Source organism: Haloechinothrix aidingensis (genome assembly GCF_013450155.1).
Lineage (GTDB): Bacteria > Actinomycetota > Actinomycetes > Mycobacteriales > Pseudonocardiaceae > Haloechinothrix > Haloechinothrix aidingensis.
In genome coordinates, this window is sequence record NZ_JACCKD010000005.1 from 190,591 (window position 1) to 212,011 (window position 21,421).

20 protein-coding genes and 1 rRNA gene (1 of these 21 cut by a window edge) are annotated in these 21,421 nt (G+C 69.1%); 13 read left to right on the plus strand and 8 right to left on the minus strand.

Annotated elements, in window-relative coordinates:
- Window positions 1-78 precede the first annotated feature (78 nt).
- Complete coding sequence (locus H0B56_RS15170; protein ID WP_180893711.1) at window positions 79-1,044, minus strand: Acg family FMN-binding oxidoreductase; 966 nt, start codon at window positions 1,042-1,044, stop codon at window positions 79-81.
- 174 nt (window positions 1,045-1,218) lie between these two features.
- Here H0B56_RS15170 and H0B56_RS15175 point away from each other — a divergent pair, with 174 nt between their 5' ends.
- Window positions 1,219-1,866 carry a response regulator gene (locus tag H0B56_RS15175; protein ID WP_180893712.1) on the plus strand — a complete coding sequence of 216 codons (648 nt, stop codon included), beginning with the start codon at window positions 1,219-1,221 and terminating at the stop codon, window positions 1,864-1,866.
- A 63-nt stretch (window positions 1,867-1,929) separates the two neighbouring features.
- Window positions 1,930-3,660, plus strand: a complete 1,731-nt coding sequence (locus H0B56_RS15180) for a sensor histidine kinase (protein WP_180893713.1) — start codon at window positions 1,930-1,932, stop codon at window positions 3,658-3,660.
- Between the two features lie 21 nt (window positions 3,661-3,681).
- On the opposite strand, the gene H0B56_RS15185 is transcribed toward H0B56_RS15180, so the two are convergent.
- Window positions 3,682-4,704 carry an Acg family FMN-binding oxidoreductase gene (locus H0B56_RS15185; RefSeq protein WP_180893714.1) on the minus strand — a complete coding sequence of 341 codons (1,023 nt, stop codon included), beginning with the start codon at window positions 4,702-4,704 and terminating at the stop codon, window positions 3,682-3,684.
- A gap of 168 nt (window positions 4,705-4,872) precedes the next feature.
- Between H0B56_RS15185 and H0B56_RS15190 the strand changes: the two genes are divergently transcribed.
- Window positions 4,873-5,868 carry a zinc-binding alcohol dehydrogenase family protein gene (locus tag H0B56_RS15190; RefSeq protein ID WP_180893883.1) on the plus strand — a complete coding sequence of 332 codons (996 nt, stop codon included), beginning with the start codon at window positions 4,873-4,875 and terminating at the stop codon, window positions 5,866-5,868.
- Between the two features lie 76 nt (window positions 5,869-5,944).
- On the opposite strand, the gene H0B56_RS15195 is transcribed toward H0B56_RS15190, so the two are convergent.
- Window positions 5,945-6,328 (minus strand): Hsp20/alpha crystallin family protein, encoded by a 384-nt coding sequence (locus H0B56_RS15195; protein ID WP_343063913.1) that lies wholly within the window; start codon window positions 6,326-6,328, stop codon window positions 5,945-5,947.
- A gap of 292 nt (window positions 6,329-6,620) precedes the next feature.
- On the opposite strand from H0B56_RS15195, the gene H0B56_RS15200 reads away from it, so the two are divergent.
- The 6 genes from H0B56_RS15200 to H0B56_RS15225 all read left to right on the plus strand — a co-directional run bounded on the left by H0B56_RS15200 (window position 6,621) and on the right by H0B56_RS15225 (window position 13,966).
- Window positions 6,621-7,406: a hypothetical protein gene (locus tag H0B56_RS15200; protein WP_180893716.1), complete on the plus strand. Its 786-nt coding sequence runs from the start codon at window positions 6,621-6,623 to the stop codon at window positions 7,404-7,406.
- A 75-nt stretch (window positions 7,407-7,481) separates the two neighbouring features.
- Entirely contained in the window at window positions 7,482-8,084 is a 603-nt protein-coding gene (locus H0B56_RS15205) for a CBS domain-containing protein (protein WP_180893717.1), read from the plus strand.
- Window positions 8,085-8,335: 251 nt separating this feature from the next.
- The gene (locus H0B56_RS15210) at window positions 8,336-9,817 is read left to right on the plus strand and encodes a bifunctional aminoglycoside phosphotransferase/ATP-binding protein (protein WP_180893718.1); all 1,482 of its coding nucleotides are present in this window, start codon (window positions 8,336-8,338) and stop codon (window positions 9,815-9,817) included.
- Between the two features lie 136 nt (window positions 9,818-9,953).
- Entirely contained in the window at window positions 9,954-10,682 is a 729-nt protein-coding gene (locus H0B56_RS15215; protein ID WP_180893719.1) for a GntR family transcriptional regulator, read from the plus strand.
- Window positions 10,679-12,112 carry a hypothetical protein gene (locus H0B56_RS15220; RefSeq protein WP_219632789.1) on the plus strand — a complete coding sequence of 478 codons (1,434 nt, stop codon included), beginning with the start codon at window positions 10,679-10,681 and terminating at the stop codon, window positions 12,110-12,112. Before H0B56_RS15215 ends, H0B56_RS15220 begins: the two co-directional genes overlap by 4 nt.
- Before the next feature lie 21 nt (window positions 12,113-12,133).
- Window positions 12,134-13,966, plus strand: coding sequence for a GMC family oxidoreductase (locus tag H0B56_RS15225; RefSeq protein WP_180893720.1), 1,833 nt, complete (start codon window positions 12,134-12,136; stop codon window positions 13,964-13,966).
- A gap of 40 nt (window positions 13,967-14,006) precedes the next feature.
- On the opposite strand, the gene H0B56_RS15230 is transcribed toward H0B56_RS15225, so the two are convergent.
- Both H0B56_RS15230 and H0B56_RS15235 read right to left on the minus strand, forming a co-directional pair.
- Window positions 14,007-14,192 carry a hypothetical protein gene (locus H0B56_RS15230; RefSeq protein WP_180893721.1) on the minus strand — a complete coding sequence of 62 codons (186 nt, stop codon included), beginning with the start codon at window positions 14,190-14,192 and terminating at the stop codon, window positions 14,007-14,009.
- Between the two features lie 235 nt (window positions 14,193-14,427).
- The gene (locus H0B56_RS15235) at window positions 14,428-14,601 is read right to left on the minus strand and encodes a hypothetical protein (protein WP_180893722.1); all 174 of its coding nucleotides are present in this window, start codon (window positions 14,599-14,601) and stop codon (window positions 14,428-14,430) included.
- Between the two features lie 155 nt (window positions 14,602-14,756).
- On the opposite strand from H0B56_RS15235, the gene H0B56_RS15240 reads away from it, so the two are divergent.
- The 3 genes from H0B56_RS15240 (at window position 14,757) to H0B56_RS15250 (ending at window position 16,691) form a co-directional block, all read left to right on the plus strand.
- Window positions 14,757-15,602: a helix-turn-helix domain-containing protein gene (locus tag H0B56_RS15240; RefSeq protein ID WP_180893723.1), complete on the plus strand. Its 846-nt coding sequence runs from the start codon at window positions 14,757-14,759 to the stop codon at window positions 15,600-15,602.
- Window positions 15,599-15,784, plus strand: coding sequence for a DUF397 domain-containing protein (locus H0B56_RS15245; protein WP_180893724.1), 186 nt, complete (start codon window positions 15,599-15,601; stop codon window positions 15,782-15,784). The genes H0B56_RS15240 and H0B56_RS15245 overlap by 4 nt, the downstream gene beginning before the upstream one ends.
- A 235-nt stretch (window positions 15,785-16,019) precedes the next feature.
- Window positions 16,020-16,691 (plus strand): CBS domain-containing protein, encoded by a 672-nt coding sequence (locus tag H0B56_RS15250; RefSeq protein ID WP_180893725.1) that lies wholly within the window; start codon window positions 16,020-16,022, stop codon window positions 16,689-16,691.
- A 79-nt stretch (window positions 16,692-16,770) separates the two neighbouring features.
- Here the strand turns inward: H0B56_RS15250 and H0B56_RS22970 are convergent, their stop codons facing one another.
- Window positions 16,771-17,727, minus strand: coding sequence for a LysR family transcriptional regulator (locus H0B56_RS22970; RefSeq protein WP_180893726.1), 957 nt, complete (start codon window positions 17,725-17,727; stop codon window positions 16,771-16,773).
- A gap of 224 nt (window positions 17,728-17,951) precedes the next feature.
- On the opposite strand from H0B56_RS22970, the gene H0B56_RS15260 reads away from it, so the two are divergent.
- Complete coding sequence (locus tag H0B56_RS15260) at window positions 17,952-18,917, plus strand: trypsin-like serine protease (RefSeq protein ID WP_180893727.1); 966 nt, start codon at window positions 17,952-17,954, stop codon at window positions 18,915-18,917.
- A gap of 156 nt (window positions 18,918-19,073) precedes the next feature.
- On the opposite strand, the gene thiI is transcribed toward H0B56_RS15260, so the two are convergent.
- Window positions 19,074-20,279 carry a tRNA uracil 4-sulfurtransferase ThiI gene (gene thiI, locus H0B56_RS15265; protein WP_180893728.1) on the minus strand — a complete coding sequence of 402 codons (1,206 nt, stop codon included), beginning with the start codon at window positions 20,277-20,279 and terminating at the stop codon, window positions 19,074-19,076.
- A gap of 443 nt (window positions 20,280-20,722) precedes the next feature.
- A 23S ribosomal RNA gene (locus tag H0B56_RS15270) occupies window positions 20,723-21,421 on the minus strand (it continues 2,258 nt past the right edge of the window).

Genomic DNA, 21,421 nt, shown 5'->3' on the forward strand with positions numbered 1-21,421 from the left:
GTTGTCGCCGGCCCGCATGGGGCTCAGCATTCGTTGCGTCTGGGGGCCTGGTCGAGCATGGTGCGCGAACCGGGTGGGCTATTCATGCTCATCTGCGCTGACGGCTGCCGGCGGGCGGCGCGGGGTCGGGCCGAGGGGGTAGCCGTAGCCGATCCGCAGCAACGTGTGCAGCTCGCCGTCGGAGGCGAACAGCTCGGCGAGCTCCGCTCGCGTCCGCGGAACCTCGAAGGGCTGGGACACGAACGACGCGACGAGTCCGAGTTGCGTGGCTGTCAGCAACGCCCGCTGTATGCCGGCACCTGCCCGCAGGGTGGAGCGAACGCCCGCGACCGAGGTGAGTGCCGCGACCAGCAGCGGCTGCTGCTCGAACGGGCGGGCGGGCAGCCCGTCGTGCGCGTGGTAGCTCCGCAGCGCCAGCACGCCATCCTGCTGCGGCGTCGGCCCCTCCGCGCTCGCCGGAACCCCGTCCTGCCGGGACTCGGTCCCGCTGGTCCAGGCGCTGATCTCCTCCGCGTAGGCCGGTTCGGTCCGCTGGATGTGGTCGGCCCTGCGCACCAGGCGCGCGATGCGGTCGTAGCGTGCGGAGGCCTCGATGAACTCGAGCTTGGCGCCTTCCACTCGTGCGGCCGAGGCGAGCTTGCCGCGAGCCGTGAGCGGTACGGCTCTGTCCAGGAACGGGTGCCGGTTGGTGTGCCGCCTGGAGATGGCCTCGGCGAGCTTGTACTCCGTCGACGTCGCGGTTCGCTCACCGCCGAGCCGTACCGAGGCGAGCAGGTCCGGCCTCTCGCTGTCCGGCAGGAGGTCAACGAGCGCGAGCCGGTCCTGACCGCGCAGGGAGACGCGTAGGTTGCACAATGCGGCGCCGCAGGCAAGCAGGGCCTCACGAGCATCGGGGTCGGCGACCGGAAGCACCCGGCCACGGTCGAGGTACAGGTCGATGCGGTCGCCGCGCACCCGGAACCACCAGGGCTGCGTGTTGCAGGGGGAGGGCGCGAGCACGGCGTCGGCCAATGCCCTGTCGATGATCTGCGCCGTCGCGGCCATCCGTCTGCGTCCTCTTGCTCGGGAGCGTGTGCTGCTGACGGGATCCATCCTGCGCGCACTCGGACAGGTGGCACCATTGCGCTTGGTCCTCGATCACGAGGGACTTTCGGCCAGTGCCCGCCCCGGTACCCGCCGCGTAGCCTGGAGGCGGAACGCGAACAGTAAGGGTGCGACATGATCCAGGTGTTTCTGGTTGACGACCATGAGGTGGTCCGGCGCGGGCTCGCGGAGCTGCTCGAGTCCGACCCGGAGCTGACTGTGGTCGGTGAGGCCTCTTCCGTATCGGAGGCCGCCGCCCGGATCCCGCCACTGCGGCCGGATGTTGCCGTGCTCGACGTGCGGCTACCGGACGGCAACGGCGTGGAGCTGTGCCGCGACCTCCGCTCGGACATGCCCGAGCTGAACTGCCTGATGCTGACCTCGTTCACCGATGACCAGGCCATGCTGGACGCGATCCTCGCAGGGGCGGGGGGCTACGTCATCAAAGACATCAAGGGCGCCGACCTGATCGAGGCCGTACGGGAGGTCGCCAGCGGACGGTCACTGCTGGACAACCGCGCCGCAGCCGCGCTGATGTCGAAAGTGCGGGACGACGCCACGGACAACGGCCCGCTGGACACCCTCACCGAACGCGAGCGAGACCTCCTCGCCCACATCGGTGAAGGGCTGACCAACCGGCAGATCGCCCAACGCATGTACCTCGCGGAGAAGACCGTGAAGAACTACGTTTCCCGGCTACTGGCCAAGCTGGGTATGGAACGGCGCACCCAGGTGGCAGTACTGGCAACCAAACTACAAAGCAACAAGCCACACACCCGCTGACGTCTGCGCATATCGCTCCGCCGGCGTATGGCCCATTCATCCACCCGGTGGCATCCTGACGATATGCCGGGTGACGCGCACCGAACCGACCGCAACACCGACCCCCCCATCCGCGACACCCTCTCGCAGCTGAAACTGCGCGAGCTGCTGGGCGGCGTCCAGCAGCGCATCGAACTCATGATCGACGCGCGCGACCAGATGGACGGCTTGATCGAGGCGTTCCTGGCCGTAGCATCCGGACTGGAGCTGGACGCGACCCTGCGGCGTATCGTCAACGCCGCGATTAACCTGGTCAACGCCCGTTACGGCGCGCTCGGAGTGCGCGGCTCCGACGGCAAACTCACCGAGTTCGTCTACGAGGGCATCGACGAGGAGCAACGCGCGAAAATCGGCAACCTGCCCGAGGGGCGCGGCCTGCTCGGCGAACTGCTGACCCACCCCCAGCCACTGCGCCTGGACGACCTGACCGCCCACCCGTCCTCCGTCGGGTTCCCCGAGCATCACCCACCCATGCGCAGCTTCCTCGGCGTGCCCATCCGGGTGCGGGACCAGATCTTCGGCAACCTGTACCTGACCGAGAAGTCCGACGGCAAGCCGTTCAGCGAGGACGATGAGGTCGTGGTTCGCGCGCTGGCGGCGGCGGCAGGCATCGCGATCGAGAACGCTCACCTCTACGAAGAGGCCCGCCTGCAACAGCGCCAGCTGGAGTCCACAGGCGAGATCAGCACCGAGCTACTCAAAGGAACGGACCCCGGGACGGTGCTCGAGATGGTTGCCGAGCGGGCACGCGAGCTCACCGACTCCGACCACGCCTTCCTTGCTCTTCCTGACGACACCGAAGCCTCTCCGGAGGACGTCGACGAACTGGTCATCTCCGTGACGGTGGGCATGGGAACCAGCGAGCTGGTCGGCCGGACGATCCCGGTGCATGGCTCGACGGCCGGAGAGGCCTTCAACACCAGGACCCCGTGCCGGGTCAACCAGCTAGCCTACAACCCAGCTCAGGACACAGAGGTGGGGCTGGGGCCTGCCTTCGTCCTGCCACTACGCGCTGCCGACTCGGTCACCGGTGTCCTGGTCACCACGCGCAGTAGCGGCTCGGAGCCGTTCGCCGAGGATCAGCTGCCCATCGCCGCGGCCTTCGCCGACCAGGCCGCGCTGGCGTTGCAGTTCGCGCAGGGTCAACGGCAGATGCGCGAGCTCGATGTGCTGGCCGACCGCGACCGTATCGCACGGGATCTGCACGACCACGTCATCCAGCGCCTCTTCGCGATCGGACTGTCCCTGCAGGGCTCCGTATCCCGCGTGCGCGCCAGCGACGTGCAGCGCAAGCTCTCCGGCATTGTCGACGACCTGCAGGACGTGATCGGCGACATCCGTACGGCGATCTTCGACCTGCACGGCGGGCACGGGAGCAGCGCCAACGTGCGCGACCGGCTGCATGCGGCTGCGACCGAGATCACAGGGGATGCCTCCATACACACCACCATCCGCATGTCCGGTCCGCTGAGCGTGGTGGGCGACGACCTCGCCGAGGCCGCCGAGGCCGTGGTGCGGGAAGCGGTGAGCAACGCGGTGCGCCACTCACTCGCGCAGAATCTGACCCTGACCGTGTCGGTCGCCGATGACCTAACCGTCGACGTGACCGACGACGGCGTCGGTATCCCGGACGAGGTCGCGCACAGCGGCCTGCGCAACCTCACTCAGCGGGCCGAGGCGGCGGGCGGCATGCTGCGCATCACCACGCCCGAGTCCGGGGGTACCAGCCTGGTGTGGTCGATTCCGCTGCCCTGACGTTCCGGGCTGTCCTGTTCCTCAGGTCCCGACGCGGCCCCGGTCATTGCCCGTGAGATCGCGGCTGAGCTCCTCGACCGGGTAGCGCGGCGTGGGTGGCACCGGGTCGGCGTTGATGGGCGCCCACCCGACGCGCAGCACCATGTGCGGCTGCCCTTCGTTACCGAGTACCTCCTGCCGCACCAGCTTGCGGGTGTGATCAACCTCCAGTGCCTCGGTGAGCGGGCAGGTCGCCAGCCCGAGGGCAGTCGCGGACAGCAGCACCGCACTTGTGGCCTCACCGGCACGCAGCACCGCCATCCGGTCATCGGTGACGCTGCCCAGCACGAGCAGGATCCCGGCGTCCTCGGTCGCCGGATGATCCGGTGACCGAGGGAGTCGCGGGTTGGCAAAGGCCCGTACCGGCAGCGCGCCGGGCACGGGCTCCGGGTCCGGGGCCGGTGCGTTGCGGGCGGGCACCCCGGCCGGTGAACCGTGCCGCCCGCTCCAGTGCGCCAGCTCGAGCTGGTAGGCGGCGTCCCTGGCGTGGCTCTGCGCGGCCCGCGCGATCGCGTCGACGACGTGCCTGCGCATGTAGGTCTCCCGCACCACCCGGACGGCCACATCCTCGTCGGCAGCACGGGCGGCGAGTAGCGAGCTGTGCGTGGCCGGGACCGGCCACGAGCTGTAGTGCCGCCTGTCGGAGCGGCGACGCGGGATCGCGGCAGCCATCGCGATCTCCTCGTCGGCAGGCTCGTGGCGCCGCAGCTCGATGGAGGCGAGATGGTCCGGCTCCGCTGGGTTCGGCAACCGGTGCACCACTGGGCGCCATCCGAGTGCCGCGAACGCTACCCGGAGGTGGTGCAGCGCGATCCCGCAGCTCAGGATCAGGTCCCGGCAATCCGGGTCGGTTCGGCGCAGCCACATGCCCGGATCGGCGTACACGTGCACGCTTCGATTCCCGATCCGCCACTGCCACGGCTGGGTGTTGTGGACCGACGGCGCGCGCCCCGCTAGCGCGAGCGCGGTGGTGAGCGTGTCGCCGTCGGGTAGTCCGCGGTCCATAGTTTCCCGCCCTTCACCGGCGTTGGTATACCTACACTGGCACGTGCCGGGACAGGCACGGCAGGGACGGAAGGCCCTGGTGCCCGGGACGTTCGCACGGGCAGGCCGCCGATCGACGTTGTGTGCAAGGAGCGGGCCATGAACCGAGCAGGCGAGCGAGCCGAGACGATGCGGGCCTGGCGGGTGCGGGCGCCCGGACCGATGAGTACCGGCCCGCTTGTCGAGTGCTCCGAGCCGGTACCGCGCCCGGCTGCCGGTGAGCTGCTGGTGCGGGTGCGCGCCTGCGGCGTGTGCCGCACCGACCTGCACGTCGCGGAGGGGGACCTTCCTGTGCACCGCCCGGGTGTCGTCCCGGGCCACGAGGTGGTCGGCGAGGTCCTCGCCGGTTCGCGCTCCGACCGCTTCGTGCCTGGCGACCGGGTGGGGATTGCCTGGATCCGGGGCACATGCGGAACGTGCCGGTACTGCACGTCCGGTGCCGAGAACCTGTGTCCCGGCTCGACCTATACCGGCTGGGACGCCGACGGCGGCTACGCCGAGTTCGCCACGGTCGACGCCGCGTACGCGCACCGCCTTCCCGGCGGGTACTCCGATGGCGAGCTCGCCCCGCTGCTGTGCGCGGGCATCATCGGGTACCGCGCCCTGCGACGGGCGGACGTACCCGCCGGCGGGCGCCTGGGTATCTACGGCTTCGGCGCCAGCGCCCACCTCGCGGCGCAGGCGGCGCTGGCCCGCGGCGCCACCGTGCACGTCATGACCCGCAGCGCCACGGCACGCGAGCTGGCGCTCGAGCTGGGCGCCGCCTCCGCGCAGGGCGCCACCGAGGCACCACCCGAACCGCTCGACTCGGCGATCCTTTTCGCCCCGGTCGGTACGCTCGTGCCCCCGGCGTTGGAGGCCCTTGACCGTGGGGGAACGCTGGCCATCGCAGGCATCCACCTGTCCGACGTGCCCGCGCTGAACTACCAGCGACACCTGTTCCTGGAACGCGAGCTCCGCAGCGTGACCGCGAACACGCGCGCCGACGCCACTGAGTTCCTCGACCTCGCGGCCACGAAGCGCTTCCGGCTACACACCACCAGCTACCCACTGTCCGAGGCGGACACCGCACTGGCTGACCTGGCTGCTGACCGGGTCACGGGGGCAGCCGTGCTGGTGGCGTGACAGCGCCTGCCCGCAGGCTACGCGGCCGTGCATGCGGGGCGATACGGTCGTACGGCCCCGCACACCTGCCACGAACTCAGCTGCCGTTGGTTACCGGGATACGGTGAACCGGCGACTCCGGCTCTCCAACCGAAAGCGACACGGTCAGGATTCCCTTGTCGTAGTGAGCCTCGACATCATCCTCCCTGGCACCCTGGGGAAGGTCGACCGTCCGTACGAACGATCCGTAACTGAACTCCGAACGTGCCTTACCCTGGCTCCGTTCCTCCCGCTGGGCCTTGATGGTGAGCCGCCCGTCGTGGACCGTGATCTCGATGTCCTTGTCCGGGTCGAGGCCGGGAAGCTCGGCCCGAATCACATAGCTGCCCTCGGCGAGCTCATCCTCTACCCGGATGAGGCGGCTGTCCAGAATCGGGCGCATCCACGCCAGAGACGGGACGCTGTCGAACAGGTCCGTCACGTCGGGGACTATCGAGTGTCGCTGGTGGCGTGTGGGAAGAAGGCTCATCACAGCTCCTCTGATCGTGTGGTCGGTACACCGCGGATTCCACCCCTGTCGCGCACTATCACCTAGGGGCCGTCGTCCTATCCGTGCGGGACGTTGGTCCGCACGGAGGGGACCCGTCATCGGCGGGCGCCATCCCGCTAAGGACCAATGGCCCGGGTAGCGGTGTCGGCAGGCCCTGCTCACACACCGGTCTCCCGCACTGCAATCGGGTGTGAGCAACTCAGCTGACTGCGAGGAGAACGTCATGACCGTGACAGCACCGCCACTCGATCGCGCGCAGAGCCAGGCCGGAGTACACCAGTGGTCGCCCGCCGAGAAGGGTGTACTGGTACGCGCCGCCTGCCGCTCTCCCTACGCGGAGTTCGCCACGCCGTGGTCCGTCGACTTCGACGGCGCAACCGCCCACGTGCTGCAGCGCGAGCACGTGCGCCCCGTCTCGCACCGAGACCAGATGCTGGCCTGCGGTGCGGCAGGAGCGACCCTCGCGACAGCGTTCCGGATCCTGGGGTGGCATGCATACCCGGAGCTGCTACCCAACGCGCTGCGGCCGAATATCGCCGTGCGGTTGACCGCTTCGAAACGGCACCGGATCACCCGGCGTGACATCGCGCTGTACGCCGCCATATTCCACGCCGTTCCGACCCGCGAGCCGCAGGATATAGCCGAACTTCCGAAGTCCCTGACCGCCGAGCTGCTCGCCTGCTCGGTCGCCGGATGCACGTCGGTCGAAGTCGTGTCCGCCGGGTCCCGGGAGGCCAGACGTGCCAGCGTCGATTCCGGGCTACTGGTGTGCACCGCGGACGACACCACACGGGACCACCTGGCCGCCGGATTCCTAATGCAAATCCTTCGGCTGATCGCCGGAAGCCGGGGTTGGGCCACGCACCTGGTCACCGGGCGATTCTCCGCGGACAAGGCGCGCAGGCATCGGCTCCACACGGATGATGTACCGCAGCTGGTGCTACAGGTCGGCCCGAGCCCGGCGGACGAGTCCGGCGCGAACGGCGACATTCCATCCGCCGCGCGGTGACGTGCGACGGCAACGAAACCGGCAAACACGCTCGTGTCGCCGCGGGCGGCGCCGGACAGCGAACAGGAGCACACCATGAAGGCACGCGAACTTATGACCAGTCCCGCAATCCGTGTCCGGGAGAGCACACCTGCGCGAGAGGCAACGGCACTTCTCACCGAGCACGCTTTCGCTTCCCTGCCGGTCGTCGACGAGCACGACCGAGTCGTCGGGATCTTCACCGAGTACGAAGCGTTGCGTGATTTCGGGGGGACAGCGAGCGGCGCCGAGCGCGCAGTCGGATCCGTGATGACCGCGCCAGTCGAGGTCGTGACACTGGAGACGGACGTGTCGGAGGTCGCCAAGCACATGCTGGCAGACCGGCTCCGCTGCATTCCCGTCGTCGACGACGATCAATTGGTCGGTGTCATCAGCCGCCGTGACCTGCTGCGCACATTGGTACGCCGGGATGACGTCGTCGCGGCCCACCTGCGTACCCGCCTGGAGAACTACTCGGGGGCGCAGGACTACTGGACGGTGTCGGTCACCGGTGGCGTGGTCACAGTGAGCGGCGAGTTCCGCGACACGGCCGAACGACAACTCGTCGAGGCATTGGTGCGCACCGAACCCGGTGTGCTGGAGGTGGAGACAGTCACCCCACACGTGCGGTACCGGCCGAGCCCGGTGGAGCACTTCTGACCGGTCACGTCACCACATCTGATTCGTCTCGTCGTTCTGGGGATCGCCGGACACGCGGGCCTTGCGTACCAGGGCCTGCGTACTTTCGCCCATCTCCGCCAGCTCGCTCGGATGGTCGACAACGACAACGCACCGCTCATGCAGCCGTACGATATCGCCCGCCGCCCCGAATCCCGACAGGGCACGAAGTCCCCGGACCAATGGACCACGACCTCTACGTTCGGCCCGCCCCTGCGAGTCAGGCTGGCGTCATGGACACCGCGCAATCGCCCCCGCACGCAGCGCTCCAGACGACCGGATGGGTCGAGGTACGGGAGACGCACGCCGGCACCGTCTTCCTGGTCGGCGAGCGCGCCTACAAGATGAAAAAGCCACTCGATCTCGGTTTCCTCGACTTCACCCGTGTGGAGAACCGCGTCAGATCCTGCCACCGGGAAATCGAGCTCAACCGGAGGCTCTCGCCCGACGTTTATCTGGGATCTGCGGAGATGCTCGGACCCGGGCGGGAGCGGGAACCGTTCGTGGTCATGCTACGGATGCCTGCGGCGCGCCGGCTGTCCACGCTGGTCGAGAATGGTTACGACGTCAGCGAAGCGATTTACCAGCTGGCCGCGCTACTCGCACGATTCCACGAGTGTGCCGAGCGTGGGCACCACATCTCCGCCGCGGGCACCCGCGACGCCCTGTATGCCCGCTGGCAGGCGAGCTTAGATCAGGTACGTCACTTCCGGGGTGCCGTCCTGGATCCTCGCGTGTTCAACCACATCGAGCACCACGCCCTCACGTTCCTTCGCGGGCGCGACGCGCTGTTCGACAGCAGAATCGCCGCGAACAAGCTTGTCGACGGGCACGGCGACCTACTCGCCGATGACATCTTCCTACTCGACGACGGTCCCCGGGTGCTCGACTGCCTGGAGTTCGATGACCAGCTGCGCTGGGTTGACGTTATTGACGACATAGCCTTCCTGGCCATGGACCTGGAACGGCTCGGGTCACCCGCGCTGGCAGGGTCTCTTCTGGACACATACGCGGAGATATCAGCGGACCCGTCCTGCGCGGCGTTACGCCATCACTACATCGCGTACCGGGCGTTCGTACGGTGCAAGGTCGCCTGCATACGGTACGCCCAGTCGGACGACCCCTCGGCGGAACTAGCACGCCAGCACGCCGATCTGGCGTTGCGGCACCTACGCGAGGGTGAGGTACGGCTGGTGCTCGTCGGCGGACTGCCCGGCTCGGGCAAGTCGACACTCGGCGAGCAGCTCGCCGGCCGCCTGGACGCAGCGCTGCTAAACACCGACCGGATACGCAAGGAGCTCGCCGGAATCGACTCGCAGGACGGTTCGTCCTCCGAATTCGAGTGCGGCATCTACGCCCGTACGCACACCGAGCGCACCTACCGTGAAGTTATCGACCGAGCACGGGCGCTGCTGGCCCAGGGCCGGAGCGTGGTGCTCGACGCTTCATGGACCAGCCGGGCGCATCGCTCCCTGGCCGCCGAAGCGGCCAGCGACACGCACGCTCGCCTGGTCCCGCTGCGGTGCTGGGTACCGCCGCCGACCGCGGCGGACCGGCTCGACAGCCGCGTAGGTTCGGTCTCGGACGCAACCCTGGAGATCGCGAGCCGGATGGCCGCGCAGGCAGACCCCTGGCCGGATGCTTACACGATCAACACGGACGGCCCCGTGTCCGCGTCGCTCGAGCAAGCCCTCGACCGGTGTCTCACTGCATGATGCTCCACCCGCCCGGCCACCCAGGTGATATGTCCGGGACACACCGGAAGCTGGCGCCGGCCGGCCTTGCCTGGGTCCCATACCGACGTCGTAGGCACAGCTGTACACCAACCGGCCGCGGTGTTACGGTGACTGAGTGGCTCACCCACCGACCAACACCGCACTCACCCGCGAGACGCTGGTGGACGCCGTCGAGCGGAACCTGCGCCAGGAGATCCTCGCGGGCACCTACACGTCCGGGCAGTACCTGCCGCCCACCCGCGAGCTGGCCGAGCGGTACGACGTGACCAGGACGACCCTCAAGCACGCGCTGATGCGGCTGTCCCAGGCCGGCCTGGTGGAGACCAAACACGGCGTCGGAACCCGGGTGCGGGACTACGAGAGGCAGGGCGGGCTCGAGCTGTTACCCATGCTGGTGGCGGAGAACGCCCCCGGCTGGGTGCGCTCGGTGTTCGAGGTGCGTACCGAGATCGGCGCGACGATCGCCGTGCGCGCAGCACGCGACGCATCCGAGCACCACAGGCAGCGGCTGGGCACCCTGGCGCGGCAGCTACGCGAGGCGCCGGACGCCGACGCCGCGCAGATCACCGAGTGCGAGTGGCACCGGGAACTGGCCGCCGCCACCGGCAACCGGGTCTACCCCCTGCTGATCAACCTCGTGCTGGATACGTACCTGCGCCAGCGGCACGCCGTGCGCGGCGCATTCGACGAGCCTGCCGCGGCGGCCGACCGGCTGGACCCGCTGTCCGAGGCGGTGTGTTCGGGCGCGGACGCGGAAACCGTGCGCTCCAGGGCGACGGACTACCTGGAGCGCACCGCCCAGCTGATGATCGAGAGCATGCTCGCCCGCGGAGGTGACCAATGACAGCGAACACCCTGCACACCACGTTCAGCGAGACCATGGCGGGCCAGTGCCGGATCAGTGACACCGGGTCCCGCACGAGCTGCAGGCTGGACCTGGACGTCACCGTCGCCGAGCTGTTGCATCCGATGGCCGACACCGTGGCGGACCTGCGCGGGCGCGTCACCGTACCCGGCCTGGCCGAGGGCTCCGCCGCGCACGGGACGTTGCACATCGCGCCGCTGACGCGCAAGCGGCTGCGCTACCAGCTCGACTTCACCGCGCTCGACGGGCGCGCGCTCCACCTGGACGGCTGGAAGTCGGTCAGCTTCAAGCGCCCGCTCCGCTCGATGACCACGCTGCCCGCCACGATCACCGACGAGTCCGGTCAGGTCGTCGCCGAGACGGTTGTGCGCTTCTCGATCCCCCGCCACCTGTGGCCGATGCTACGCAGCTTCCGGCTCCGCAGGAACAGGCAGTCTCATGTGGACGACTTGCTGCCCCGCTGGGACGGCACGCCAGGCAGGCTCGAGGTGTGGTACACGACGTTGACCGACCCGGACACGGGCACCGGTGTCTGGGTCCATCACGAGCTCGTCGCGCCCAGTGACAGCGGCCCGGCCCGGCTGCACGGATGGGCCGCGGTCTTCCCTCCTGACGGTCCGCCGGTCCTGGACCGGTTCGGGCCGCGGGACTGGCACCCGCCGCGGCACGGCTGGATCGCCGACACATCCGATGTCACGATCTCGCCGACGCACCTGCGCGGGACGGCAGGACAGATCGAATGGGACCTGCACGCCGAGCCGTCCGGACCGACACTGTTCACGTTCCCGCAATGGGCGTGGCGCACCGGCGTACTACCCGGAGCCCAGGTCGTCCCGCGCCCCGCGGAACGCTTTCGCGGCGCCATCCGGTACCAGGGCCACAACCTGCACCTCGCCGATGCTCCCGGCGCGACCGCGCACATATACGGGCACGGCAACGCCCGGCGGTGGGCATGGCTGCACGCGGACCTCGGGGACGGGGACGTCGCCGAGGTCGTGGCCGCCGTGTCCACCCGGCCGGGGTTGCGGCGGCTGCCGCCCCTGCCGTTCGTGCGGCTGCGCATCGGCGGGCGGGAGCTTCCCGCCGGGGACACGCTGCTCGCTGCGCTGCGGTTGAAAGCCGACGTCGGCCTACCGACCTGGCGGGTGTGGGGCAGGTCGGGGGAGTACTGGCTGCACATCGAGGTGACCCAGCCTCCGGAGGACACAGTGGACGTGGACTACCGGAACCCGGACGGCAGCCCGGCTGTGTGCCACAACACGGAGCGGGCGCACGCTCACCTCGTCGTGCAGCGCCGCACCGGCGGGCGGTGGACTACCTATCGCGAGTGGACCCTGGACGGGACCGCGCACGCCGAGGTCGGTTCCGGCGTCACCGACGGCAGCGGCCACGAACGTGGCAGCCACTGAACCCACGTAGAAGGTGACGGGATGACGAAGGTGACCGCGCCACCACGAGCACTGACCGGGACGGTCGCGGCACTGCTCGGGATGGACACCGCCGCAGAGGCGGCGCCCGTCGCGGAGCGGGTCGATGCGCTGTGCCGGGGCTTCCCCCGATTCGCGCGCTTCGGGCTGCACGCCGGGTCCGGCGCCCTCGACACCGCGGCGGTGCTGCTCACGGGCAGGCGGTTCGACCAGCTCGACGCCGACCGGCGGGACGAGGTCTGCAGGACCCTGACCGCGCGCCCCGCGCTGGCGACGCTGGTGGATGCGCTGAAGATGCCGCTGCTGCTGGCATCCGGATCGGCGGAACCACCGCCCGAGACCGGCATCGTCCGCCCGGACCCCGAGCTGGACTGCACCCCGGCGGACTGCTGGCCTGCCCGCGCCACCGCGGACGCCGTCGTGATCGGATCGGGCGCGGGCGGCGCGATGGTCGCGCGCACCCTGGCGCGGGCCGGGCTGTCCGTCGTGATCGTCGAGGAAGGCAGCCGGTTCGGCGTCGAGGACTTCCGGGGCCGCCCGCCTGCCGACCGGTTCAGCGAGCTGTACCGGGACGGCGGTGCCACAGCCGCGCTCGGGGCGCCACCGGTCCTGCTCCCGCTCGGCAAGGGCGTCGGCGGCAGCACCCTGATCAACTCCGGTACGTGCTACCGGCCACCGGCCGAGGTCGTCGAGCGCTGGCGCAGCGCGGATGGCATCGAGCTGGTGGAGCGGTTCGACGAGCTGGTTCCTGAGGTGGAGCGCACGCTGGGGGTGGCCGAACAACCGACGGACGTGCTCGGCCGCAACGGGGAGCTCGCGCTGGAAGGCGCGCGGCGGCTCGGGTGGCAGGCGGGCCCGCTGCACCGCAACGCCCCCGGCTGCGGCGGCTGCTGCCAGTGCGCAGTGGGGTGCCCGCGTAACGCCAAGAACGGCGTGCACCTCAACGCGCTGCCGCAGGCCTGCGCCGACGGTGCGCGCATCGTCACCGAGCTGCGCGTCGACCGCGTGCTCGTCGACCGTGGTACTGCGGCGGGCGTCGCGGCACGGCGCCCGGACGGCACGCCCGTGGAGATCCTGAGTCCCCGGGTGGTCGTCGCCGCCGGTGCCACCGAGACACCACCCCTGCTGCGCCGGTCCGGGCTCGGCGGCCACGCCCAGCTCGGCCGCAACCTGGCACTGCATCCCGCGACGAGCCTCGCCGGTCGGTTCGCCGAGCCGGTCGAGTCCTGGAAGGGGGTGCTGCAGAGTGTCGGAATCGAGCAGTGGCACAACGAGGGCATCTTGCTCGAGGCCACGGCGGCGCCGCCGGGCATGGGCACGTTCGTGCTGCCCGGCACGGGACGCGAACTGCGCGCGGAGCAGGAGGCCTCGGCACACCTGGCCACGCTCGGGGCGATGATCGCCGATGAGCCGTCGGGGCGGGTGCACGGCAGGCGCAGGTCGGTGCTGAGCTACCGGCTGAGCCGGACCGACCACGGCAAGCTGCGTGCCGCGCTGCGCGCGATCGGCGACGTGCTGTTCGCCGCGGGAGCCACCGAGGTGCTCACCGGCCTCCCGCGCCACCCCCGCGCGGCCACACCGGCAGAGCTGCATGCCATCACCGAGCGGCTGGCGCGACCCGAGCTGCACCTCGCCGCCTTCCACCCCACCGGATCGGTCCGCATGGGCGCCGACCCGGAGTCCAGCCCGGTGGACGAACGCGGGCGGCTACGGGGAACCTCCGGCGTGTACGTCGCCGACGCGTCCGTGCTGCCGAGCTGCCCGACCGTCAACCCGCAGGTCACCATCATGGCCACGGCGCTGGCGATCGCCGAGAGCGCCGTCGCCGACGGGTGACCCGACTATCGGACACCCCCGACGCGGCACCGGCCGGGGGTCAGCGGGTTGGTGGTTCGGTGAGGTGTGCGCAGGACAGGCACACGGTCGGTCCGGCCATGCGTGTGTCGTAGGTGGTCTGTCGCACGCGGTATCCGCACATGGTGATGATCACCGGCATGCCGCGTGCCGCCTCGATGCGGCGGATGGCATGGCGTTGCTGCGCCACCGTCACCCACCGTGTCACGTGTCCTGCTCGCAGGTGGTGCAGCGTGGGTGGCGGGCGATGCGGCTGCAGGGGTCGTGGCCGTAGATCGGCAGGCACCAGGCGCCGCAGGGGGCTTGGTAGCCGCGGGGGAAGGCGTGGCCGGGCACGATCGGCTGCAGTGGGCTGCCGGGGGTGATGTAGTGGGCGGGCAGCGTGTGGCCCCCGGTGGGGATTTCGGGCATCCACCCGTGCGTGGGCAGCCGGGAGGCCGCTGTCATAGTCCGCCCCGGTCGAGCTCGTACCCGTCGCGGGTGGCGACCATGCGCGGGCGCGTGTCGTGCGGGTCGTGCTGCCACCGGCGCGACAGCAGCCAGCCGCGCGCCCTGTCCCAGGGCACGAGCGTGAGAAACGGCAGAGCGAACAGGAGCAATAGCCAGAGCCAGAACATGGTCGTCTCCCCACAGACAGTACGATGACAGCACCACTGAACTGGTACCAATTGGTACCGATGGTACCGAAACAATATGACTTCTGTACCGCAGGCAACAATGCACTGTTCGAGTGATGGGCGGTCACGCGCAGTGTCGGCGTAGCATGTGGTGCATGCCCGGTACCACCCCGAAAGCGCGAGCGATCGGCGCCGAGTTGCGCCGCGCACGCGAGTCAGCCGGATACGGTCTCCGGGAGCTCGCTACCGAGCTCGGCACTTCCCACGCTTCCCTATCCCGGTGGGAAACCGGGCAACGCGCACCCCGCCCTGAGGACGTCGCCGTATTCCTGACCGCGGTCAATGCTCCCGCCGAGCAGCGTGAAGAGTTGATCGAACTCGCACGTGACCCGGACGGATCGCACTGGCTGTCCATCAATATGCCGGATCGACAGCGCCAGCTCGCCACGCTACTGGAGATCGAGCGAGACGCCACAGCAATCACCGCCGTCTCGCCGTTGCTGATACCCGGCTTACTGCAGACAGCCGACTACGCCCGGGCCATGATGATCGCGGGAGACGTCGACCGCGATGAGATCGATATGAGAGTGGCAGTACGCGTCGGGCGACGTGAGGCGATCACCCGTCGCAACCCGGCACGGCTGTCTGCCGTCATCTGGGAACCAGTGCTGTACCAGGAGATCGGTGGACACGCGTTGATGGCCGACCAGCTGCAGACGCTGCACGACTACGGGCACCGCGACAACGTGGAGCTGCGCGTGATTCCCACACGTTGCCCGTGGCATCCCGGGCTGGAAGGTCCGTTCGCGCTGACGGAGTTCGACGACCGCGACGCGGTGGTGCACCTTGAAAATCGGATCAGCGGGCTGTTCCTCCATGACCCCGATGAGGTGAAACGCTACCGCGACGCGGTGAATAAGGTTCGCGAGGTGGCGATGGGCCCCAGCGACTCGCTCAGGCTCGTCGCCGATGTCATCAACAGCAAGGAGACGACAGCATGACGGTACCCGGCAGGACCGATACTTGGAGGAAGAGCAGTCGCAGCACCCAGACCGACAACTGCGTGGAGGTGTCCCTCTCCCGGTCCGCACGAGTGCGGGACACCAAGGACCGCGACGGCGGCACCGTCCAGGTGCCGTTCACCGCGTGGCGCGCGTTCACCGCGAGCCTGTCCGAGCTGTGACAACGACGCAACGAGGCCTTCGCCCTAGGTCACGGGCGGGGGCCTTGTCTATCCATGGCGCCGACCGACCGCGGAGTCCGATCCGCCCCCGTACAGCCGGTGCGTCGCTGGTGACATTGGCCCGATGTGACCGGGACGTTGGTCCCCGGACCTGACGACTCTGGTCGCTGCTGCCAGTGCTGCCGGGCGAGGCAAGCTGGGCACACCAACGCTCTTCGCACGCCAGGAGGCAGCAATGTCACAGTCGACGGTCGCGGAATTCATGACCAGGAACGTCATCAGCGTGACGCCGGGTACCCCGTTCAAGGAAGCTGCCCAGCTACTCAATGAGCATGAAATCAGCGCGCTGCCGGTGCTCGGGCCGCAGTCGCAGGTCCTCGGCGTGGTCTCCGAGGCCGACCTGCTGGTCAAGGAGCAGTACGAGGGTGTCATCCGCATGCCGAACCTCTTTGCGGGCCGGCGCCGCTGGCGCCAGTTCCGGAAGGCCACCGCCACCGCCGTGGCGGACGTGATGACCACCAAGGTCAAGACCATCACACCGGAACAACCCCTGTCACAGGCAGCCCGCCTGCTCATGGCGGGGCGGCTGCGCAGGTTGTTCGTCGTCGACGAGAGCGGCGCGCTGCTTGGCGTGCTCGCCAGGCGGGATGCGCTGCGGGTGTTCACACGGGACGACGACGAGCTCGCCGAGACCGTACGGCGCGAGGTGCTCCGCAAGGCGTTGTGGGCCGCACCAGACGAGGTATCGGTAGAGGTTACCGACGGCGAGGTGACGCTGTCCGGGGTGGTGGATCGCCGTAGCGAGGCCGAGCGGGCAGGCGGGATCACAGCGCAGCTGCCCGGCGTGGTCGCCGTGCACAACGACATCCACTACACGATGGACGACATAGCAGCGGCCAAGGCCTAACAGGCGGGTACATCGGGCTCGAGGAGCGAGTCGACGTCGCCCGCGGCACGGCACTGGCGCTGAGGGTCCGCGCGGACCGCTACACCCGCTGGCGCTGTTCGCGGTCCTGCCGCGCCTGCCGCGCCGGGCTCTGCTCGGCGGCTTCCTGATAGGCGACCCGTGCCCGGCCGACCAGCTTGTCGCCGATATCGGACAACGGCCCCGTCTTGTGCCAGACCAGCTCGTTCTTCTCCCAGAACGGGTCGCCGACGATGGGGCGGACGGCGATACCGGGGGTCGCGCGGAAGGTCGACAGACCCAGCCCGATCGCGTAACCGTCCCTGATCAGCTCGCGTGCCTCGCTGGCACCCGCCTCGTACCGGATGACCGGCTCGAACCCGCGCTCGTGGCAAGCCATGGTCAGATTCTCGCGGATCCGGTTGTCGGCAGGTGGCTTGATCACCCAGTCCTCCCCGGTCAGCTCCGCGAGGTCGACCTCGAACCGCGCGGCCAACGGGTGCGTCTCCGCGAGCAGCAAGCACATCGGCGCGGTAGCCACCACGCGGCGGTCCAACTCCGGCCTGGCCGGGGCCTCGTACCCCGCGCTTTCCACCAGCGCCGCCAGCTCGATGAACCCGCCGACGACGAGGTCGCACAGCAACGCGCCGGAGTCCTCGCTGAGCAGGGTCACCTCCGCGGTGGAGTTGAGCTCGCGCAGGATCGGCATCAACCGGGTACCCAGCGGCCCCTGCGTGGCGCCGCAGCGCAGCCGCTCCGTCTCCACCACGGCCCCGCAGTGACGCGAGGCCGCCAGGCTCAGCTCGTCCATGGCCGGCAGCACCGCGCGCGCACGGGCGAGCACATAGGAACCGAGCGGGGTCGGGCTCGTACCGCGCTCGTGCCGGACGAACAGGGCACCTCCCAGTGCGCGTTCGAGGCGCTGAAGCTGGCGGCTGAGGTTGGGCTGGGACATGCCGAGTGCCGCCGCCGCCCTGGTCAAGCTGTTGTGCTCGGCAACGGCGCACACCACCCGGAGGTGCCGCGACTCCAGCTCCATACGCCGCATGCTAGCCGTTCGGCACGCGCAGCACACCCCTTCCGAAGTCGGATACCGAGGCAAGCCTCACCCTGTCGAGCGACGTTTATGCACCGGCTGACAACACGAAACCGGAACGTTCCCGTGCGATAACCGGAGAGCATGCCCTGATGGCATGACGTATGTCCCTTCTCATCACACATAGTGCGCAGTGTCAGGGTCGACGACCAAGGAGACACGGCTCGATGAGACTACGAACACTCGCCCGAGCGACGACCAGCGTGCTGGCGCTGGCCTCACTGGCACTGGCAGCACCACTCACGGCGGCGGCCGGGACCACGGAACCCGGCGACGACCACGTCCAGCCCTACATCGTCGACGGCGACCCCGCGAGCGAGACCTACTCGTTCATGACTTCGCTGCAGCGCAGCAACGGGCAGCACGTCTGCGGCGGCTCGCTGATCGAACCGGACTGGGTGGTCACCGCAGCGCACTGCGTGGACGGCATCAACATCGCACAGGTACGGATCGGAACCATAACGCGGGACTCCGGCGGCACCGTCGCCCGCGTCACCGCCGAGCACACCCACCCCCAGTGGAATCCCCGCACGCTGTCCAACGACATCGCGCTGCTCGAGCTGGACCGGCAGGTCTCCGAGCAGCCGATCACGATCGCCGACGGCGGTGACCGGCAAGGCACCCCGACGCGGATACTCGGCTGGGGCAGCACCAGCGGGGAACGCGACTCCGGCACCCGGCACCTCCAGCAGCTCGACCTCGAGGTCACCTCCGGGTGCACGAACGGCTTCGACCCGTCGAACGAGCTCTGCCTCGGCGACGACGACCCGGACTCCAACGCCTGCTACGGCGACTCCGGAGGACCCTCGATCATCGACGTGAACGGCCAGTGGCAGCTCACCGGCGCCACCAGCCGCGCGGGACAGGGACGCCACCCGTGCCAGGACAACGACGCCGCCATCTACAGCCACGTCGGAGCGCACCAGCAGTGGATCGACGACGTCACGGGCGGCGGCACCGACCCCGGTCCCGGACCGGAGCCGTGCGACGGTGCGGACGCGTGGTCGGCCTCCACCCACTACGAGCCGAGCGACCAGGTGAGCCATAACGGCCATCTCTGGGAGGCCACCTGGTACGTCTGGCACTACGAGCCCGGGCAGAGCGCCTACTGGCGCGATCTCGGAGCCTGCTGAGCGTCTCCCCGCTCCGGGTCGATATCAACAACACAGCCGCAGGTGGGCGATCCCCGCCGGCGGCAGGAAGGAAACCCTGCGGGCACCGAGGTAAACAGCCCGGCTCGTGCACAGGGCGCGGTGAGGTGGGCGAACTCCTGGGGGAGTTCGCCCACCTCACTGTGCGCAGGAGGCCACCGGCTCCGCCTGCCCGGGTCGCAGCACCTGGATCTCGGCGAGCAGCTTCTCCACCAGCTCGTCCAGGCCGACCCGGTGCTCGATGCGGGACAGCTGCTCGGGGTTGGTGTGCGTGGCGACGTTCGGCGGCAGGATGAGCGTGCAGCAGTCCTCGTCGGGCAGCTTCGAGATCTCGCTCGTGCCGAGCCCGCGGGCCTCGCGGACGATCTCTTCCTTGTCCCATCCCACCAGCGGCCGCAGGATCGGCAGCGAGCAGGCGTTGTCGATCGTCGCCATGTTCGACAACGTCTGGCTGGAGACCTGACCGAGACTGTCGCCCGTGACAAGCGCCTCGGCACCCAGCCGGCCCGCGAGTGTCTCCGCCGCCCGTACGAACAGCCTGCGCTGCGCGACGATCTGGGCCTCCCCTGCACCGCCGACCGCGAGCGCGCGCTGCGCGTTACCGACCGGCACGGAATGCAGCGTCACATCCGGCTGGAACCGGGAGAGTTCGCGCACCAGCGCGTACGCCTTGTACGTCGACGACGGACCGGTGTACGGGGCTCCGGTGAAGTGCACGAACTCGCAGCGCAGCCCGCGTCGCATCGCCCGGTAGGCCGCCACGGGCGAGTCGTAGCCGCCCGAAAGCAGCACCACGGCATGGCCACTGCACCCGACAGGAAGGCCGCCCTGGCCGCGGTTGCGTTCGCCGGAGACGAACACCTCGTTGCGGTCCACCTCGACCTCGATCTCGATGTCGGGGTTGCTCAGGTTCACCGGCAGACCCACCTCGGTACAGACCCGTTCCCCGATGAACGCGTTGAGCTGCGTCGACTTCATCGGGAAGCGCTTGTGCCTGCGCCGGGCACGGATCGCGAAGCTGGGCCTGCTGCCTCCCTCGCTGCGTCGCCGCGCGATGTCGACAGCCGCCTCGGCGGCAGCCTCCGGCGTCTTGTCCACCCGCACACCGGTCTGCACAACGCTGATCCCCATAACGCGCTGCGCGCGCGCCTCCAGCTCCTCGACGGACAGCTCCGGGCAGGACACCGCGAGAGCGCCCTGGCGCCACAGCACCCGCACATCACCGAGCGAGCGGGGGAACGCGTGTTCGACACCCCTGCGCAGGTGCGCCTCGAACCAGCTGCGGTTGCGCCCCTTCAGGGCGATCTCGCCGTACTTCAGCAGCACGCACGGCTGCGGACGCATGTATCTCACCTCCCGGCAGCCAGAACAGGGGCGAACCCGCCCGGCCCGCGCGTACACAGACTCCGTAACCCCTCTACGGTAGCCGATCGCGCCCCTACGATGCTGCCCACCCACAGCAGGCCCCGGCGCGACCACCGCTTGCCCTGATCGCGCCGCGCGCCCGCCCACAGCGCGACGTGGCGCCGTACGACACGATCCCGCGATCCTCGCGGCAGGATGGCGCGCACCTCGACGGGCCCGCAGACGGTGTGGCGACGGAAGTATCCGGCACGTGACGTGCCGCACGCCGGTCACGACGTGATCAGATCGGGCTGCGGTCACCCCCGCCGACCGCACGACCCGAGCCGGCATACATGCCCGCGCTGGTTCCGAAACCGAGGACAACAGCCTCGTCGCCGGCACACGACGAAGCTCAAGAACTCCACAGTGGACACCGCGGATGTATGGACAAGCCCTCGGCCGATTAGTACCGGTTAGCTCAAGCACGCATTGCTGCGCTTCCACTTCCGGCCTATCAACCCACTGGTCTGGTGGGGGCCTTAACCCTCGCGGGGTGGGAGACCTCATCTTGGAACGGGCTTCCCGCTTAGATGCCTTCAGCGGTTATCCCATCCGAACGTAGCTAACCAGCCGTGCCCCTGGCGGGACAACTGGCACACCAGAGGTTCGTCCGTCCCGGTCCTCTCGTACTAGGGACAGGTTTCCTCAAGTCTCCTGCGCGCGCGGCGGATAGGGACCGAACTGTCTCACGACGTTCTAAACCCAGCTCGCGTGCCGCTTTAATGGGCGAACAGCCCAACCCTTGGGACCAACTGCGGCCCCAGGATGCGACGAGCCGACATCGAGGTGCCAAACCATGCCGTCGATATGGACTCTTGGGCAAGATAAGCCTGTTATCCCCGGGGTACCTTTTATCCGTTGAGCGACACCCCTTCCACCAGGTGGTGCCGGATCACTAGTCCCAGCTTTCGCTCCTGCTCGACCCGTCGGTCTCACAGTCAAGCTCCCTTGTGCACTTGCACTCGACACCTGATTTCCAACCAGGCTGAGGGAACCTTTGGGCGCCTCCGTTACTCTTTGGGAGGCAACCGCCCCAGTTAAACTACCCACCAGGCACTGTCCCTGAACCAGATCATGGTCCG